Source organism: Dysgonomonas sp. ZJ709 (assembly GCF_011039195.1).
In the GTDB taxonomy this organism is placed as follows: Bacteria; Bacteroidota; Bacteroidia; order Bacteroidales; family Dysgonomonadaceae; genus Dysgonomonas.
Map to the genome: position 1 here is coordinate 354,961 of NZ_JAAKEM010000001.1, position 17,936 is coordinate 372,896.

Here is a 17,936-nt window from a genome sequence, read left to right on the forward strand (position 1 = left end):
TGAAATTCCCCTCTAAAATCTTAATTTACTAGGAAGTGCGCAAAATATTGAGAAAAATATATTACCTTTGCCGCATTCGTTTAAAAGTTGTTATATAACTGCTGTAAGACATATGAATAAGAAAACTTTACTAGCTTCACTACTACTATTAATTAGCATGCCAATCTTTGTGCATGCGCAAAATGAAAAGAAGGAAACACTGAGTTCTCCTTCTAAGAATGAGTATCTGATAAAAGATCCGTTGTGGACCCTATCTATTGGGGCCGGTGCACAGATGTATATTGGAGAGGATGATAACAAGGTTGCTACCAAAAAGCGCTTGACTTTTTCTCCGACAATAACGCTTAGTCGACGCCTGAACAATTTGTTTGGTTTGCGCTTAGCTGTTACAGGTGGATCGCTACATGGGTATAATGACGGTGATTCCGGATTTTATACCAAATGGACTGGCGGGGATAATTACAATCCAAGTAGAATAACTATCGATCCTCAATGGGCTCATATGGGTTGGATTGAGGGACGCGATTATGCATTATTGCAGGGAGCAAATGATGCGTATGGATATACTTCTTTACATAGGGATTATTATTTCTATCAGCAAAGTATGCAGTATGTTGCTCTCTATGGAGATCTGACAATAGACCTTTTCAATTTATTTGAAGGTTATAGACCTAATCGCAGAGTTAGAGTTGTTCCTTTTCTGGGACTCGGTATAGCTCAGAAATTCTCAAATAATCGTGGAATGGAAGCTAATACTTTCTTTGCTACGACTGTGGGTATGAATGCGTCATATCGCTTCTATAAAAATTTCAGTGCATTTGTTGAAATGAGAGGTGTTCTTGTTCCTGATTCATTTGATGGACAAGTTGCCGATTTGCATAAGTTACCAAGCGATGGTATCCTTAGTTTAAATGGAGGTATCTCATATAGCTGGGGTTCATCCCGATATATAGATCCAGCTCTTGAAACTCGCTTGAATATGCCGTATAATATTGCCCGAGCAAAAGACAATATGGTTTTGGTTCCGGGCGGAAATATAGAATTAGGTTCTGGTGTCGATTTGATATGGGGGGATTCAATCCCTCGTAAAACTGTTTCTGTTAGTCCATTTTGGATGGATGAGACAGAGGTTACTAATAGACAATATCGTGAGTTTGTTTATTGGGTTCGCGACTCAATAATTAGAGAACGTCTGGCTGATCCCGCTTATGGTGGCGATCCAACATATAAAGTATTGACAAGACCAAACGGAATTGGAAGCGAGGCTGTAGGTCAACGATTGAACTGGCAGAAGAAAATTCCATGGAGTAATCCAACCGATAGAGAAGCTATGGCTATTACAAGTGTTGTAAAAGGACATCCGACTGCGTTAGGTCTGGCTGGTTTGAATGAAGATGCTTTGAACTATACTTATGATTGGTTTGATACAAAAAGCTATTATGCTGCACAAATTGAGTTGAGGAAAAATAATGCGGAATCAATTGCAATATCAAAAGATACTGCTTACGTTAATTCTCGCGGAGATATTATTCGTGAAACGTTGAGTCGGACATCTCATGGCGATCCTATCGATTTTACCAATACATATATCGTAAATATATATCCTGATGTGTATTCTTGGATGACAGACTTTGCCAATGCAAAGAATGAGCAATATATGAAAAACTATTTCATTGTGCCGGCCTTCGACGATTTTCCTGTAGCAGGAGTTTCTTGGGAACAAGCTGATGCATTTTGTAAATGGCGTACAGATATTTTTAATGCAGCAAATCCGAAAACCGCTGGTTTTGAAACATATCGACTACCAACAGAAGCTGAATGGGAATTTGCAGCAAGAAATGGTCGTTCGGAACTTAAATACCCGTGGTTCTCAGACGATACACATACACGTGATGGACTAGCATACTCGAACAACAGAGGTTCTAATGATTTGAAGGACCTGATGACACCAGTTGCTTCATTTCTACCTAATCGCTTTGGTTTGTATGATATGTCAGGTAATGTTTCGGAATGGACTACTACAACATATTCGGAGTCGGTAGACTTAATGTCGGATGAAATAAATCCTGATTATAGCTATAGAGCTGTAAATTCAGATCCTGATATTCTTAAACGTAAGATTGTTAAAGGTGGTTCTTGGAAAGATACAGACTCTTTCGTACGTGCAGATATCAGATCGGTTGAATATCAAAATAAAGGTCGTTCATATATCGGATTTAGATGTGTGAGATCTTGGGGGCTTGACAAAAAAGGACAAATGATCTTAAAATAAGATTTACATTTAAATCTCAACAAATAAAAATATACTAAAATGAGAAAAAAGAATAATTTAGAAGCTTTCCTATCTAGTAATGCAGGAAGACGTTTCTTTAATATTTTCTATAGTATTGGAGCTTCTGTTGTCATTATTGGTGCTTTATTTAAAATATTACATTTTAATTATGCGAATGAAATCCTTATGATCGGTATGCTTACCGAGGCCTTAGTGTTTTTCATCTCTGCATTTGATAATCCATCGTCCGATGATGATACATCAGTTAAGCAACAGGCATCGAATGTCGCTGTAAATTCAGCTGATAATGCTTACTTGTCTCCTGAGTATATTGATAAAATGTCTTTAGCTACAAAAAACATGGATGGTTTTGCAAAAGTTATGGACTCTTTGAATGAGGTTTCGTTGTCTCTTTTGGCTTCATATAAACAAGTTACAGATAGTTCTCAGGGGATATCTGCTAACAGTCAGGGATTTGCAGATAATATAAAATCGCTGAATCAAAATGTTTTAGGCTTGAATAATGTATATGAGTCGCAATTTCAGTCTATAAATGATCAGATTGCAACAATTAAATATATAAATGAAAGTCTCGAACGTATAAAAGGTTTGTATGATGGTGCTATTACAGATAGTGCATTATTCAAGGATGAGACAGAGAAAATGACGAAGCAAATTGAAGCTTTAAATAAAGTGTATGCTCGATTATTACAAGCTATGACGGCTAATAACACACCTAGCTGATTGGGAGTGATATACTGTAGTAAGGAAAGAGAGATGGTTAAGGACATTTTATTAAACAAAAAAGATAACTAATGGCTTCAGATAAAAGACAATCACCGAGGCAGAGGATGATAAATCTTATGTACTTGGTATTTATTGCCATGCTAGCATTAAGTTTCCCAGAAGAGATTCTTGATGGTTTCGATTTGGTCAATGATAGCCTGCTTGAAAATGTTGATAATACAACGACCCGTAACAACCAAATATATGCTGAAATAGAGGCTTCATATAAAATGAATCCTGAGAAAACAAAAGTTTGGTTTGAACGAGCACAAGAAGTGAATCAGAAATCAGATTCTCTGTTTAATTATATTCAATATCTGAAATTGGAAATTGCAAAAAAAAGCGATGGACCAGAAGCAGATGCTGATAATCTTAAATACAAAGAGAACTTGGACGCTTCGCCGGAAGTAATGATTGTTGGAAAACAAGGAGATAAGCTTAAAGATGCGATAGATCAGTATCGAAATGATATTCTTTCTCGTATTACAGATGAGAACAAACAGAAAATTATTGCAAATTCCTTGTCTACCGAACCAAGACCCAAGTCGGCGGATGATAACAGAACATGGGTGCAGGCATCTTTCGAGAGCATGCCGAGTATTGCAGTACTGACATATCTATCTAGTTTGCAATCAAACATAAAACAAGCAGAAGGAGAAGCACTGAATAGTCTTTTGAAAAATATTGACTTTAGCGATTTCCGGGTTAATAATGTTGAAGCATTTGTTGTTCCTCAGTCCAATGTAGTAATGAGGGGTACATCATACAAAGCAAATGTTGTATTGGCAGCAGTTGATACAACTCAACGCCCACGTATTGTGATTGATGGCAAAGAATTACCTTCAGAGAATAATGGTATATACCAAATACCTGCTGGCGCTACGGGGCTACATTCGTTTAGTGGATACGTCGAAATGACTTCTAGGGATGGTGTGTCTTTGAGAAGACCATTTACTCAAGAATATACGGTAATGGAACCTATGGCAACTATTGCACCGCTATTGATGGATGTAGTTTATGCCGGAATAGATAACCCTTTAAGTATATCGGTTCCGGGTGTTGTGGACAGAGATGTGACAGCCCGAGCAGAAGGTGGTACCTTGACTAAGAGTGGCAATAATTGGGTTGCAAGGCCTGCAAGAGCCGGACAAAACTTTGTAGTAACCGTTTTTTCGAACATGAATGGTGTACAACAGACGGTCGCTCGTAAAGAGTTTCGAGTTAGGTTGTTGCCAGATCCCACTCCTTTTATCGAGTATAAAGATGAAAATGGAAATTCTAAGATGTTTAAACGTGGTGCTTTGGCTCGTTCGATAATATTGAATACAAATGGGGTGAAAGCTGCAATAGATGATGGAATCTTAAATATTCCATTTACAGTTATTGCATTCCGCACTATTTTTGTTGATGCTATGGGTAATGCAATGCCAGAAGTATCGGATGGAGCAAATTTTTCTGCACGTCAATTAGATCAGATCAGAAGAATGGCCAGAGGTAAATATTTCTTTATTTCCGGAGTTAAAGTAAAAGGTCCCGATGGTATAGAGCGTGAGATTGCACCAATGGAAGTGCGTATAAATTAGTAATAAATTAATATAAAATAATAGATCTTATGAGATTTATAATATCAATGATGATTGGTGGATTTTTTATGATAAGTCCACTCCTTACACAAAACTTACAGGCACAGTCCACCGAATCGGCAGAAGATGTAATAAAAGAAGTTACAGCCAGAGAAAGAGTAGTTGTTAACAGTTCATTAAATGATTATGAGACTACAGTTTGGATGAGAGATGTTTATCGGGTTATATCAATAAATGATGATGCCAATGCAGCATTCTTTTATCCTATGGTATCGGATGCAAATCAGGCTAATCTGTTTTCGTTGTTATTCAATTTGATAAAAGATAATGCTATTGAAGCTTATAGATTTAATCTTCAAAATTCAGGAGTTAACGATGATCTTGAAACAGTTGGTTTTAGAGGTTTTTTAGATGCATATTCTATACCTTATGCTGTTAACGCCGATAATACCTTATCTGTCAATAGCTATGATATTCCTTCTGATGAAATATTAGGCTATTATGTAAAAGAAAAGTGGTTTTTTGATTCTAAAACTGGAAAAGGCGATGTGCGCATAGCAGCAATTTGTCCGGTATTACACCGTGAGGGAAGTTATGGTAACAATGGTTCTAATGTACTCAAAAGCCCTTTGTTTTGGGTTTCATTTGACGAAATAACACCATACTTGCTACGTGCAGAAAACTCAACATCTATTTCAGATATTACTAAACTTAGTAATAAACTTTCGATGTTCGATATTTTAAGAAAGAGATATTATAAAGGTGAAATTTATCAAATAGGAGATAGAACTCTTGTTAAGTATTTCCCTACACCTGAATTGTTATCGCAAGAGCAAGCCCGTTTGGAAAAAGAACTCGGCGCTATTCAAACAAGATTTAGCAAGATTAAATAAGTTATTAGATAATACAAAAAGGTCTTATGATTACTGTCATAAGACCTTTTTTATGTTGTAAAATACTGTATTTGTGCTTTAATATTATTGTGCTATCATATAAATGTACCTATCTTTGTAGGTTAGTAAGAATTTTTTATCTGTTTGCGCAATGAAAATTGACTGAACCTATAAAATAATACCAAATTAATTTTAAAAACAGCAATTTATGAAATCAAAAAAAAATCTTCTGGGTAAGCTCGTTGGCACAGGTTTGTGTTTGGGTCTTACTTTAGGAGTATTATCTTCATGTGAAGATAAAAGACCGCAGAATGATCTAGCGAACCTAACCCAATATGTAGATCCTTATATTGGTACAGGTGATCATGGACACGTATTTGTAGGGGCAAATGTTCCTTTCGGTGCTGTTCAATTAGGACCATCTAATATTACACAAGGTTGGGACTGGTGCTCTGGATATCATATCACAGATTCTACTATACTTGGATTTGCAATGACTCATCTAAGTGGAACCGGAATCGGTGATTTAGGTGATATTTCTCTTATGCCTCTTACAGGTGATGTGCCATTAAGAAGAGGTGTACATGGAGATCAAGCTTCAGGTATGTACTCTTTGTTCAATAGAGATACTGAAAAAGTGAAACCTGGCTATTATGCTGTTCATTTAGATCGTTACGATGTAGATGTTGAATTGACAGCAACAAAAAGAGTTGGTTTTCATAAATATACATTCCAAAATAAATCTGTATCAGATCCTAGAATTGTTATCAATCTCGAAGCTGGTATTGGATGGGATACTCCGGTAGAAGGTTATATTACACAAGAAAACGACTCCGTAATCTCCGGATACCGCTATTCTAAAGGATGGGCAAAAGATCAACGTATTTATTTTACAGCAATCTTCTCTGAACCAATTACAAAATTCGCAGTGTCTGATTCAACAGCTGTGCAAGAAGGTACTACTCTGAAATCTCGCAGAACATTCGGACAAGCATATTTTGCACCTGCTGAAGGCAAAAAAGATGTATATGTGAAAGTTGCGATCTCTCCGGTTAGTATCGAAGGAGCCAAAGCAAATATGGTTGCAGAACTTGCAGGCTGGGATTTTGAAAAAACTATTACAGATGCAGACTTGGCTTGGAATCAAGAACTGAACAAAATAAAAGTGACATCTAACGAGCCATCGGTAATGCGCAATTTCTATACTGCTCTTTATCATACAATGATCGCACCGTCGTTACTTAACGATGTTAATGGTGATTATCTTGGATCGGATCTTGCTATTCATAAAAATGAAGGTTTTGTAAACTATACTACATTCTCTCTTTGGGATACATACCGTGCGGCTCATCCTTTGATGACCCTTATCCATCCTGAAAAAATGTCGGATATGGTGAATACAATGTTGCATATCTACAAACAACAAGGTAAACTTCCTGTATGGCATCTTATGGCTAACGAAACTGACTGTATGGTTGGTAATCCGGGCATAATTGTTGTTGCAGACGCGTATTTGAAAGGATATGAAGGCTTTGATAAAGACCTTGCGTATGAAGCAATGAAAACATCAGCAATGCTTGATGAAAGAGGTTTAAAAGAATATAAAGAACTAGGGTATGTACCTTATGACAAAGTAAACGAGTCAGTAGCAAAAGGTATGGAATATGCTATTGCAGACTGGGCTGTGGCACAAGTGGCAAAACAAAGAGGCGAAACTGCCGACTATGAATATTTCTTGAAAAGAAGTAATTCATTTACTCATTATTTCGATAAGAATATCAATTTCATGAGAGGAATAGATTCTAATGGTAAATTCAGACCGGGAGCTTTAGATCCTTTCAAGTCTGTACATCGTGAAAATGATTATACAGAAGGTAATGCATGGCAATATACTTGGTTAGTACCTCAAAATGTACAAGGATTGGTTGACCTATTCGGTAGCGAAGATAAATTTACGCAAAAACTGGACTCTTTATTTATTGTTCAAGGTGATCTAGGTGCTGATGCATCTCCTGATATTAGTGGTCTTATCGGTCAATATGCGCATGGTAACGAGCCAAGCCATCAGGTATTGTATATGTATCCGTATGTTGGACAGCCTTGGAAAACTGCCGAAAAGGTAAGAGAAGTATTGACTACTCTTTATCATGACGCTCCTGCTGGACTTTGTGGAAACGAAGATGTTGGTCAGATGTCTGCATGGTATGTATTGTCAGCTCTAGGCTTCTATCAGGTAGCTCCGGCTGGTGGCGTATTTGTATTTGGTAGTCCTATTGTGAATGATGCTATTATCAATGTTGGAAATGGTAAGACATTCAATATAAAAGCAAATAACAACAGCAAGGATAATATCTACATCCAAAGTATTACGCTTAATGGAAAAGATTATACTAAATCATATATCGAATTTAAAGATATAGTATCTGGTGGAGACCTTGTATTCGAAATGGGTAACACGCCATCTAAAACATTTGGTGTAAATCCGGAAGATAGACCTAAAACTATTCAATAATAGGAAACTTTTGTTTCTTACTTCAAAAGGGGAATAACTAATAAGTTATTCCCCTTTTTTGTGTACAGGAATCGTCTGTAAAAGAAACATTCCTTATCTTTAATCTCACTTAAACTCTAATTGATCTAAAAATACGATGAAAAAAAAATTGCCACTACTCTCTTTTTTGTTACTCTCTTTATTATCCACATTTGTTTCAGCACAAAAACAATTTGTTCTGAAAGCGCCTAATGGAAAACTGAAAGTAGATATTATTATTGGTAAAACCCTAGAATATTCAGTTGCTCATGATGGAGATATAATGTTGAATAAATCGCCTATTTCGATGACACTTACAAATGGACAATCGTTTGGCGTTAATTCTAAACTGATTGGGTCGTCAACGAGAATCATTAATGAAGTGATTGATGCTCCGATTTATAAAAAGTCAAAAATTACAGATAATTGCAATGAACTTACATTAAGGTTTAAAGACTATAATGTTATCTTCAGGGCGTATAATGAAGGTATAGCTTACCGCTTTGTTTCAACATCAAAGAAGCCATTCATTGTAGAAAATGAACAGGCTACATTTAATTTTCCGGCTAATAAACAAAATGCATATATCCCCTATGTAAAACATGCTCGGAATAGCATTGAAGAGCAGTTCTTTAATTCGTTTGAAAATCCGTATGCTTATATCCCATTATCTGAATGGAATAACAAGCGTCTGGCTTTCTCACCTTTAGTTGTGGAGGGAGTAAATGGAAAGAAAGTTTGCCTTGCCGAGTCTGATCTGCTCGATTATCCGGGAATGTATCTTTATAATTCCAATGGATCTAATGTGCTGACAGGCGTATTTGCTGCATATCCTAAAGATGTAAAACAAGGAGGACATAACCAATTGCAAGAATTGGTCGAAACCCGTGAACCTTATATTGCAAAATGCAGTGGTGCGACAAATTTTCCATGGCGCATAATTGTAATCTCAGAAAATGATAAAGAATTAGCTGATAATGATATGGTATATAAGTTAGCTACTCCTGCCCAATTTACCGATTATTCGTGGATAAAACCCGGCAAGGTTGCATGGGACTGGTGGAATGACTGGAATTTATATGGCGTCGATTTTCGTGCGGGAATAAATAATGAAACCTATAAATATTATATAGATTTCGCCTCGAAATATGGTATCGAATATGTGATACTGGACGAAGGTTGGGCAGTGAACTTGCAAGCCGATTTGTTACAGGTTATTCCTGAAATTGATCTGAAAGGCTTGGCTGATTATGCAAAAAGTAAGAATGTGGGTCTTATTCTTTGGGCAGGTTATTATGCCTTCAATAGGGATATGGAGAACGTGTGTAAGCATTATTCAGAGATGGGTATTAAAGGCTTTAAGGTAGACTTTATGGATCGGGATGATCAGCAGATGGTCGATTTTCATCACCGTGCAGCTCAGATGGGAATGAAGTATAAGCTCTTGATGGATTTTCATGGAACTTATAAACCTACCGGATTACAACGGACTTATCCGAATGTAATAAACTTCGAAGGTGTTTATGGTTTGGAGAATATGAAAGGTAATCTGAATGTAGATCAGGTTACGTACGACGTTACTATTCCATTTATCCGACAATTGGCAGGTCCTATGGATTATACACAAGGTGCTATGCGCAATGCTACAAAATCGAATTATCGTGCCGTTAATAATGAAGGGATGAGTCAGGGAACACGTTGTCGTCAGTTAGCAGAATATATTATTTTCGAATCACCATTAAATATGTTATGCGACAGTCCATCCAATTATATGCAGGAAGACGAATGTACGCGCTTTATAGCTACTGTTCCTACTGTATGGGATGCAACAGTGTCTATAAATGGCGAAATAGCGAAATACGTTACCATAGCGCGTAAAAAAGGCAACGATTGGTATGTGGGTTCAATGACAGATTGGAATGCTCGCGATTTAGATATTGATTTATCGTTTTTAGGTGACGGAGCCTTTAAAGCAGAAGTATTCCGTGATGGAATTAATGCCGATCGTGCAGCTCGTGATTATGTCAAGGAAATAATAGATGTTCCTGCAAATAAGAAATTGAAGATAGCAATGGCTCCTGCCGGAGGCTATGTAATGCGAATTTATAAAGCAAACTGATCATATAGATCTAAAAATAAAAAATCCGAAAGGCTGACTTTCGGATTTTTTATTTTTATGATAATTGCTATTTAAGCAGGTCTTTGTACTTCTTCTATTATTTCCATTCCTTTTTGGATGGCTTGCTCATTCATCGGAAGCAATTTGTGATGACGTTCGGGCAGCGATTTTTTTAATCCGAGCATAACATGCGCAAGATCGACCATCGGGCAAATTTTTAATAATCCACCAAGAACGATCATGTTGAACGCTTTCGAGTTTTGCATCATAGTTGCTGTATCCAATGCAGCTATCTTGTAAATAAAAATATCTGTTCTTGTTGGCGGATGTTGCACGCCATTAGGGTCATAAATCAGAATTCCTCCCGGCTTTACAGTCGGTTCGAATTTACCCATAGATGGTTGATTCAATATAATGGCTATATCAAATTCATTTATAATAGGTGAGCTTATTGGTTGGTCGCTCAGTATAACTGTTACATTCGCAGTTCCTCCGCGTTGCTCTGGTCCGTAAGACGGGAACCATGATACTTCTTTGTCTTCCATCAAACCGGAGTAAGCAAGTATTTTACCCATCGATAAAACACCTTGTCCTCCAAAACCTGCTATAATAATTTCTTGTGTCATTCTTCGTTATTTGATTTTAGATATTCTTTATATCACCAAGTGGATATGCAGGGAACATATTTTCTACCATCCAGTGGTTAGCTCCGGCAGGAGTCATTTTCCAGCCTGCGCTACAAGTCGAAACGATTTCAACTATAGATGTTCCTTTGTTAGCCATCGAGTTCTCAAAAGCGAGCTTAATCATGCGCTTAGCTTTCTTTACAGAGGCGGCTGTATGCACACTTTGTCGGGTTGCCAGACATACACCTTGAAGTTGAGCTAAAAGATCAAGAATCTTTAAAGGATATCCTGTTTCGTATGTGTCACGACCATTAGGACTAGTCGATGTTTTCATCTGAGGCAGTGTCGTTGGAGCCATTTGACCACCTGTCATACCATAGATACCATTGTTGATAAAAATAATTGCAATATTTTCACCTCTGTTGGCTGCATGGATTGTTTCGGCTGTGCCAATAGCAGCTAAATCGCCATCGCCCTGATAAGTGAATACCATTTTGTTCGGATTCAAGCGTTTTGCAGCAGTTGCCAGTGCAGGTGCCCGTCCGTGAGCTGCTTCCTGCCAGTCGATATCAAGATAGTTATATGCAAACACAGCACAGCCCACAGGAGCAATGCCTATTGTTATTTCCCTTATATTCAGTTCGTCTATAACTTCGGCAATCAGTTTATGTACAACGCCGTGGGAACAACCCGGACAATAATGCATGTCGGCATCGTTCATCAGTTCAGGCTTCGCATAAACTAAGTTTGCTGGGTCTATTATATTTATACTCATAATCTTTGTAACTTTAATTGTAAATAGTTAGTCGACTGTCTTTAGCAATCGAACTTATTCTTTAAAGCATCTAACACCTCATGTGGTGTCGGTACAATACCTCCCATACGACCATAGTGTTCTACTTTCACTTTTCCATTTACAGCCAGACGTACATCCTCTACCATTTGTCCGGCATTCATTTCTACGGTCAGAATACCTTTTATTTGTGATGCATATTTATCTATTGCTTTCGATGGATAAGGCCAAAGTGTGATCGGGCGTATAAGTCCGACTTTTATACCTTCGGCACGTGCCAGCTCCATAGCCTTTTGGCAAATACGGGCTGCTGTGCCAAATGCTACAAGTATATAATCTGCATCTTCGCAATTTATTTCCTGATGCATGTTAAGCTCTTTCTCTATCTTCTTGTATTTGGCCTGCAATTTAAGATTGTGAACTTCCATCTTATGAGCATCCAATTCCAGAGTTGTAATAACGTTCGGTTTTCTGTCGGCTGGTTTACCGAGTGTAGCCCATGGGCATTGCTCGCGGATTTCAGCTTCGGTTCTTCGTGCTTTGAATGGTGGTAGTTTCACTTTCTCCATCATTTGCCCGATTGCTCCATCTGCAAGTATCATTGCCGGAGTATTGTATTTGAAAGCCAAATCGAAACCCAGCGCTACGAAGTCAGCCATTTCCTGTACTGTTGCAGGAGCCAAGGTTATTAATTTATAATCGCCATGTCCTCCACCTTTTACTGCTTGGAAATAGTCGGATTGTGATGGCTGAATAGTTCCTAGACCCGGACCGCCACGCATTACATTGATTAGTAAGCAAGGTAACTCTCCGCCTGCTAAAAATGAAAATCCTTCCATCATGAGGCTGATACCTGTACTCGATGAAGAAGTGAATACTGCTTTTCCACAGGCAGCACCACCATATACCATATTGATCGATGATGTTTCGCTTTCGGCTTGAAGAACTACCATTCCGGTTGTTTCCCAAGGTGCTTCATCCATCAGAGTTTCCAGTATTTCCGATTGTGGGGTTATCGGGTAGCCGAAATAGCCATCTGTCCCGTATCTGATAGCAGCATGGGCGATAGCTTCGTTACCTTTCATTAAAAATATTTCTTCAGACATGATCTTCTTTTTAAAATTAAAAAACGAATTGCGGGAATCTATATTGTAAACTTTTCGACAATTCCTATAATTCGTTATTTTGTATCGATTTTTTTCTTGTAAATAGTGAGACATCCGTCCGGGCATACGTATCCACAATTGGCGCATCCGATACAAGCATCCGGATTCTTCATATATACGTAATGGTAGCCTTTGGTGTTTACATCTCTAGGTTGTAATTCCAATACATCGCAGGGGCAAGAAACAACACATAGGTCGCATCCCTTGCAACGTTCGGTATTGACAACCACAGTTCCTATTATTTTGGCCATTATATCTGTACTTTTTTATTAATAGTTATTCTCTAAGTAAAGAGCATTTTAGTGTTGAACTATGTACAAAGTTATTGGTTATTATTTTTATACTCCACTTTTTTTGATAGAAAGTTGTTAAAAAAACAAATATACTTACATGCTGTTTTATAAAGTCTTAATAATCTGATGGATTGAGATTTTGATGGTTGACTCGACAACCTTGTGTTATATTAAATCTTCTATATTTATACCAATTATTTTAACTAAATCGTCAGGGTTTATCTGTATTTGCAGACCTCTTCTTCCTGCACTTATGTATATGAGGCTAAACTTTTTACACGATTTATCTATATAAGTTGGAAATAGCTTTTTCATACCGATGGGCGAGCACGCACCTCTGATATATCCGGTGATCCCTAATAGGTCTTTCATTGGAATCATTTCGCAATTTTTATTCCCCGAAATCTTAGCTGCAGCTTTTAGATTTAGTTCTTCAGCTCCGGGAATAATACAAACAAAATATCCTGTTTTATCTCCTTTCAGTACAAGTGTTTTAAATACCTGATTTACATCTTCGCCTAATTGTTCGGCTACATGTATAGCACTAAGATCAGATTCATCTACTTCGTAAGGTATGAGTTCGTATTTGACTTTTTCCTTATCGAGTAATCTGACGGCATTGGTTTTTTCTATTTTCATTTTCTCTTTATTCTCCTGCCTTTAAGTAAAACAAACTTTCATCGAAGAAGTTTATGGAATTATGGATTAACCTCCCTCTATTAACTAAACTGCAAAATTAATAATAGAAATTATGATAAACACTATTAAAACTGTAATTGTACTATTGGGACTTGGAGTCTTAGTAGCTTGTGGTAATAATGCCAAGGATGAGTCCGTGTCTGATTCATATTCTTTTACTGTCATGGATATGCAAATGCCGGCAGAGGAATCAAGAAATACTCAAGTAGCACCAGTTGCAGAACAATATGCTCCGCTTGAAGCTGGCACGGCTAATTTTATAGCAACTTCAGCAGCGAATACAAAAAATGATGATGGAGTGCATAAATTGATACGGACTGCTCGTTTGAAATTTAAGGTTAAGCAGGTTCCTCATGCAACTTATAAAATAGAAGATGCTGTTTTAAATAACAAAGGATTTATTGTAAAATCAGCAATAAATAACGAACAACTGCATGCTTCTGTGAAGGTATCTAAAGATTCATCGCGAGTTACATATTGTAATAATTTAGTTGCAGATATGGAATTGCGTGTTCCTTACGATCAACTAGGCAAAGTCTTGAGTGAGATTGCTCCTTTAGCAGTTACTATTGATTATAGGATAGTAGAAGCTCATGACGTAACATTCGACTTGATGTCCGATCGTCTCGAGCAAGAGCGTAAGAACGTAATGCAAAAGCGTTTGTCGAATGCTATTACGAATAAAGTGAGTAAGCTGGACGATCTTGTAGAGGCAGAAGACAGAATGGACAATCTACTTACACAGGCTGATGATGCAAAATTATCTAGTTTTAGGCTGACAGATCAAATGGCTTATAGTACAATCAGCATTATATTATATCAAGATCAAACGCAGTATAGCGAAATGGTTTTGTCTGATGTTGAAGCAAAAGAATACGAACCTGGTTTTGGTCTAAAATTTTTAGATGCTTTGAATAACGGGTGGATTATCCTTAGTGAATTGATGCTTGTTTTAATCAGTTTGTGGCCATATATTTTTGTGTTATCAATTAACGTTGTTGCACTTCTCTACTTAAGATACTGGATGAAAAACAGAAAGTAATCTGTTGTTATTATGGATATAGATATTTGGATGGAAGATTTTAAGGGGCTAATCGCTCTATCTTCCATTCATTGTTTAATAGCCTGTATTGCAATCTGTCGTGAAGTCTGCTCTTGCGCCCTTGCCAAAATTCGATCAGATAAGGCTTGACGATATATCCGCCCCAATTGGGAGGGCGGGTTATTGTTTTGCCTGTAAATCTAAGTTCGAAATCTGCATTTAGTTTTTCCAGATATTGTCTGTTTGGAATTACTTGACTTTGTGGCGAAGCCCAAGCTCCCAGTTTACTTTTCTCGGGGCGTACATCAAAATATGAGTCTGATTCTTCGTCTGATATTTTTTCGACTATCCCTTCTATCCGCACTTGTCTTTCGAGTTCGTGCCAAGCGAAGTTTAAAGCGCAATATTTGTTTGCAGCTATCTGGTCTGCTTTTTTACTGTCGTAGTTAGTGAAAAATACAAAACCTTCGGGTTTTATTTGCTTTAGCAAAACGATACGGGACGATGGTTTACCATCAATTGTAGCCGTTGCCAGATTCATCGCATTGGGCTCTAATACCTCCGACTTTATTGCTTCGTCGAACCAGAGTTTGAACATATCAATAGGGTTAGGAAGAGCTTCCGACTCATCAAGGGTTTTGAGCGTAAAATCTCTACGTATATTAAATAGATTTGTCATATAATAATGTTTTTAGAAGACTCAAATATACGAAATCGATTTTTAGAAGAATCTGTTTATCTGAAAAATAAATCCTCATAGACATCACGTCTACGAGGATTCAAGATCAACTAAAAAAACTATCAATAGAAAAGTTATGCTAGACAAAGTGCAACATTCTTTGTTGCTGCATTTTCATGCTTTTTGCAATATCTGTTGCATTGCTCTTTGATGCTATAACCTAATAATATACCTAAAATAAAATCTTCTTCGGGGGTGAGTCGGTTCAATGGCTTGTTTTTACATATCTTATCAACTACCACCATACATTCTTCTTTACCGAAGAATATGTTTACATTTCCATTATTTAATGGTTGTATTATGTAACTAATACCATTTCTTTCTAACCTGGATTTGATAGACTCTTCTTCCTGTTTCTTAAAAGTGAAAAGAACCATATCTCTTACTCCTTTTCTGAATTCATAAATAAGGTGATCGAAAAGCCTCATAATTATAGTGTGTTATAGAAGTTAGATTGCTTTTTTCAGATCTTCTACCCAGCAAGCAATACGTTGGTCGGTCTGATCAGATTCGTTATCATTGTCGATAGGAAGTCCGATAAATTGTCCGTCTATTATCGCTTCCGAGCTATCGTATGTATATCCTTCGGGGCTAACTCTTCCGATAATCTCACAACCTTTGTTTTTTATCACACTGTATATTGTTCCCAGCGCATCACAAAATGTATCGCTATATGAAGATGAATCACCGCAACCAAATAAAGCTACTTTTTTGCCTGCCAGATCAGCATCTTTTAATTTGTCGATGTAATCTTCCCAATCGTCTTGCAGATCGCCCATCCCTAGAGTCGATGATCCGAACAAAACGACATCGTAAGCCGAAAAATCAGCTTTAGCTTTTGATACATCATGTTGGTTTGCTTTGTCTACACCTAGCTTTTTTGCAATGTCTTCTGCAACTTCTTGTGTATTCCCTGTGGTTGAACCATAAAATATTCCTATGTTAGCCATTTTTGTGATTTTAGATAGATTAATAAATTAATTATTACGGATACAAAGTAAATGGATAGTCGACGGTAGTGCAATACCCAGATATAATGAAATATTCGAGCTTTTCTACTTATATCTAAGTATTACGATCAGGTTATACACAAAAAAAGAGCAACTTGATAATTCAAGTTGCTCCTCTATGCTATTTGTAAATTGTTTACTTAAGCCTCTTCCGTTACAGGAAGTACAGAAACGAATGATCTGTCATTTCTTTTTCTGCGAAATGCTACTACACCATCAGTTAATGCAAATAATGTATGATCTTTACCGATACCTACATTTTCGCCCGGATGATGAGTTGTTCCTCTTTGACGAACTATAATATTTCCTGCTTTAACAATCTCTCCACCAAATTTTTTAACGCCTAATCGTTTACTTTCCGATTCACGGCCGTTTTTCGAACTACCTACACCTTTCTTATGTGCCATTTTCTTCTGTCTTTAATTGATTAAGCAATAATATCTTTAACTATAACTTCTGAAAATTGTTGACGGTGACCGTTCAATTTACGGTGACCTTTTCTTCTTTTCTTGTGGAAAATAAGAACTTTGTCTCCTTTTACTAATTCAGAAACGATTTCTACTACAACTTTAGCGCCTTCTACTGTAGGAGCACCAACTGTTACAGTTCCATCTTTGTCTACTAATAAAACCTTTTCGAACTCAACTTGAGAACCTTGGTCTGCATTGATCTTGTGAACAAAAATCTTTTGGTCTTTTTCAACCTTCATTTGTTGTCCTTGAATGTCTACGATTACGTACATCTGCTTTTAATTTTACAGGTTATATGTCTGAGGCGAACACTTTTTATAGTTGTTTCTTATTGGCCTATTGACAATCGGGTTGCAAAGATAATAAAATAGTTTGAATTTTTGAAAGCTTTTTCTTCAAAAAATCATCGGACTTCCATCATTCTCAATTCACCTTCTATATCACTTGGTAGAAGATTGGGGTCGTATATTCCAATCTCAGATAATATGGGGATTAGGTCTGCTCTTGTAATCTTACGGGTTGTTGTAAGTCTTGTTCTGCTCAACATGAATGCGGCTTTTGTTGTTAAGTCGATGATAAGTGTGTCGCCGGCTATGGTGAAAGATTCCGTTTTCCTTCTTACTTCATATCCATCTTCTATTCTTTTGGCTATAGTAGTTGCTTTACCATCTTTGAAGGTTCTTTCTATATTGTATATTTTACTATCTTCTTTGAAATCTCGATTTATTTCTTTGTCTAGTTCGGGATAGTTTGTATCTAATGTTCTCTCTAAAGTAGACCATGTACCTTCTATGGATATAGGTTCACTATTATCGCTACTGCATGATGAGGCGACAATGCAAATTACTGCAAGTATTGCAAATGATAATATATTCTTTTTCATAAGGCTGTCGTATTCAATTAATTTGTTTTGCA

The 17,936-nt window shown here is 37.0% G+C and carries 18 protein-coding genes; 7 read left to right on the top strand and 11 right to left on the bottom strand.

Annotation, left to right across the window (positions count from 1 at the left end):
* Positions 1 to 112: 112 nt before the first annotated feature.
* From G7Y56_RS01610 to G7Y56_RS01635, 6 genes are all read left to right on the top strand, one after another.
* Positions 113 to 2,272, top strand: coding sequence for an SUMF1/EgtB/PvdO family nonheme iron enzyme (locus G7Y56_RS01610; RefSeq protein ID WP_165040504.1), 2,160 nt, complete (start codon positions 113 to 115; stop codon positions 2,270 to 2,272).
* A gap of 39 nt (positions 2,273 to 2,311) precedes the next feature.
* A complete protein-coding gene (gene gldL / locus G7Y56_RS01615) occupies positions 2,312 to 3,016 on the top strand; it encodes a gliding motility protein GldL (RefSeq protein ID WP_165040505.1) in 705 nt (234 codons plus the stop codon).
* 71 nt (positions 3,017 to 3,087) lie between these two features.
* Entirely contained in the window at positions 3,088 to 4,641 is a 1,554-nt protein-coding gene (gldM, locus tag G7Y56_RS01620) for a gliding motility protein GldM (RefSeq protein ID WP_165040506.1), read from the top strand.
* A 29-nt stretch (positions 4,642 to 4,670) separates the two neighbouring features.
* A complete protein-coding gene (gldN, locus tag G7Y56_RS01625) occupies positions 4,671 to 5,534 on the top strand; it encodes a gliding motility protein GldN (RefSeq protein ID WP_165040507.1) in 864 nt (287 codons plus the stop codon).
* A 208-nt stretch (positions 5,535 to 5,742) separates the two neighbouring features.
* Positions 5,743 to 8,046, top strand: coding sequence for a GH92 family glycosyl hydrolase (locus G7Y56_RS01630; RefSeq protein ID WP_165040508.1), 2,304 nt, complete (start codon positions 5,743 to 5,745; stop codon positions 8,044 to 8,046).
* Positions 8,047 to 8,182: 136 nt separating this feature from the next.
* On the top strand, positions 8,183 to 10,183 hold the full coding sequence (locus tag G7Y56_RS01635; protein WP_165040509.1) for a glycoside hydrolase family 97 protein: 2,001 nt from the start codon (positions 8,183 to 8,185) through the stop codon (positions 10,181 to 10,183).
* A 71-nt stretch (positions 10,184 to 10,254) separates the two neighbouring features.
* Here G7Y56_RS01635 and G7Y56_RS01640 read toward each other — a convergent pair whose 3' ends face one another.
* The 5 genes from G7Y56_RS01640 to ybaK all read right to left on the bottom strand — a co-directional run bounded on the left by G7Y56_RS01640 (position 10,255) and on the right by ybaK (position 13,700).
* Positions 10,255 to 10,809 carry a 2-oxoacid:acceptor oxidoreductase family protein gene (locus G7Y56_RS01640; RefSeq protein WP_165040510.1) on the bottom strand — a complete coding sequence of 185 codons (555 nt, stop codon included), beginning with the start codon at positions 10,807 to 10,809 and terminating at the stop codon, positions 10,255 to 10,257.
* Between the two features lie 16 nt (positions 10,810 to 10,825).
* Positions 10,826 to 11,584, bottom strand: coding sequence for a thiamine pyrophosphate-dependent enzyme (locus tag G7Y56_RS01645; protein WP_165040511.1), 759 nt, complete (start codon positions 11,582 to 11,584; stop codon positions 10,826 to 10,828).
* A gap of 41 nt (positions 11,585 to 11,625) precedes the next feature.
* The gene (locus G7Y56_RS01650; RefSeq protein ID WP_165040512.1) at positions 11,626 to 12,708 is read right to left on the bottom strand and encodes a 3-methyl-2-oxobutanoate dehydrogenase subunit VorB; all 1,083 of its coding nucleotides are present in this window, start codon (positions 12,706 to 12,708) and stop codon (positions 11,626 to 11,628) included.
* Positions 12,709 to 12,782: 74 nt separating this feature from the next.
* Positions 12,783 to 13,019: a 4Fe-4S dicluster domain-containing protein gene (locus G7Y56_RS01655; RefSeq protein WP_165020577.1), complete on the bottom strand. Its 237-nt coding sequence runs from the start codon at positions 13,017 to 13,019 to the stop codon at positions 12,783 to 12,785.
* 207 nt (positions 13,020 to 13,226) lie between these two features.
* Entirely contained in the window at positions 13,227 to 13,700 is a 474-nt protein-coding gene (ybaK, locus tag G7Y56_RS01660; RefSeq protein WP_165040513.1) for a Cys-tRNA(Pro) deacylase, read from the bottom strand.
* Between the two features lie 112 nt (positions 13,701 to 13,812).
* On the opposite strand from ybaK, the gene G7Y56_RS01665 reads away from it, so the two are divergent.
* Entirely contained in the window at positions 13,813 to 14,802 is a 990-nt protein-coding gene (locus G7Y56_RS01665; protein ID WP_165040514.1) for a DUF4349 domain-containing protein, read from the top strand.
* Positions 14,803 to 14,842: 40 nt separating this feature from the next.
* Here the strand turns inward: G7Y56_RS01665 and pdxH are convergent, their stop codons facing one another.
* The 6 genes from pdxH to G7Y56_RS01695 form a co-directional block, all read right to left on the bottom strand.
* The gene (gene pdxH / locus G7Y56_RS01670; protein WP_165040515.1) at positions 14,843 to 15,481 is read right to left on the bottom strand and encodes a pyridoxamine 5'-phosphate oxidase; all 639 of its coding nucleotides are present in this window, start codon (positions 15,479 to 15,481) and stop codon (positions 14,843 to 14,845) included.
* 134 nt (positions 15,482 to 15,615) lie between these two features.
* A complete protein-coding gene (locus G7Y56_RS01675; protein WP_165020581.1) occupies positions 15,616 to 15,969 on the bottom strand; it encodes a DUF2023 family protein in 354 nt (117 codons plus the stop codon).
* Between the two features lie 21 nt (positions 15,970 to 15,990).
* Complete coding sequence (locus G7Y56_RS01680) at positions 15,991 to 16,491, bottom strand: flavodoxin (RefSeq protein WP_165040517.1); 501 nt, start codon at positions 16,489 to 16,491, stop codon at positions 15,991 to 15,993.
* 200 nt (positions 16,492 to 16,691) lie between these two features.
* Entirely contained in the window at positions 16,692 to 16,958 is a 267-nt protein-coding gene (rpmA, locus tag G7Y56_RS01685; protein ID WP_165020583.1) for a 50S ribosomal protein L27, read from the bottom strand.
* 20 nt (positions 16,959 to 16,978) lie between these two features.
* Positions 16,979 to 17,293: a 50S ribosomal protein L21 gene (rplU, locus tag G7Y56_RS01690; RefSeq protein WP_165020584.1), complete on the bottom strand. Its 315-nt coding sequence runs from the start codon at positions 17,291 to 17,293 to the stop codon at positions 16,979 to 16,981.
* Between the two features lie 131 nt (positions 17,294 to 17,424).
* Entirely contained in the window at positions 17,425 to 17,904 is a 480-nt protein-coding gene (locus G7Y56_RS01695) for a hypothetical protein (RefSeq protein ID WP_165020585.1), read from the bottom strand.
* Positions 17,905 to 17,936 lie beyond the last annotated feature (32 nt).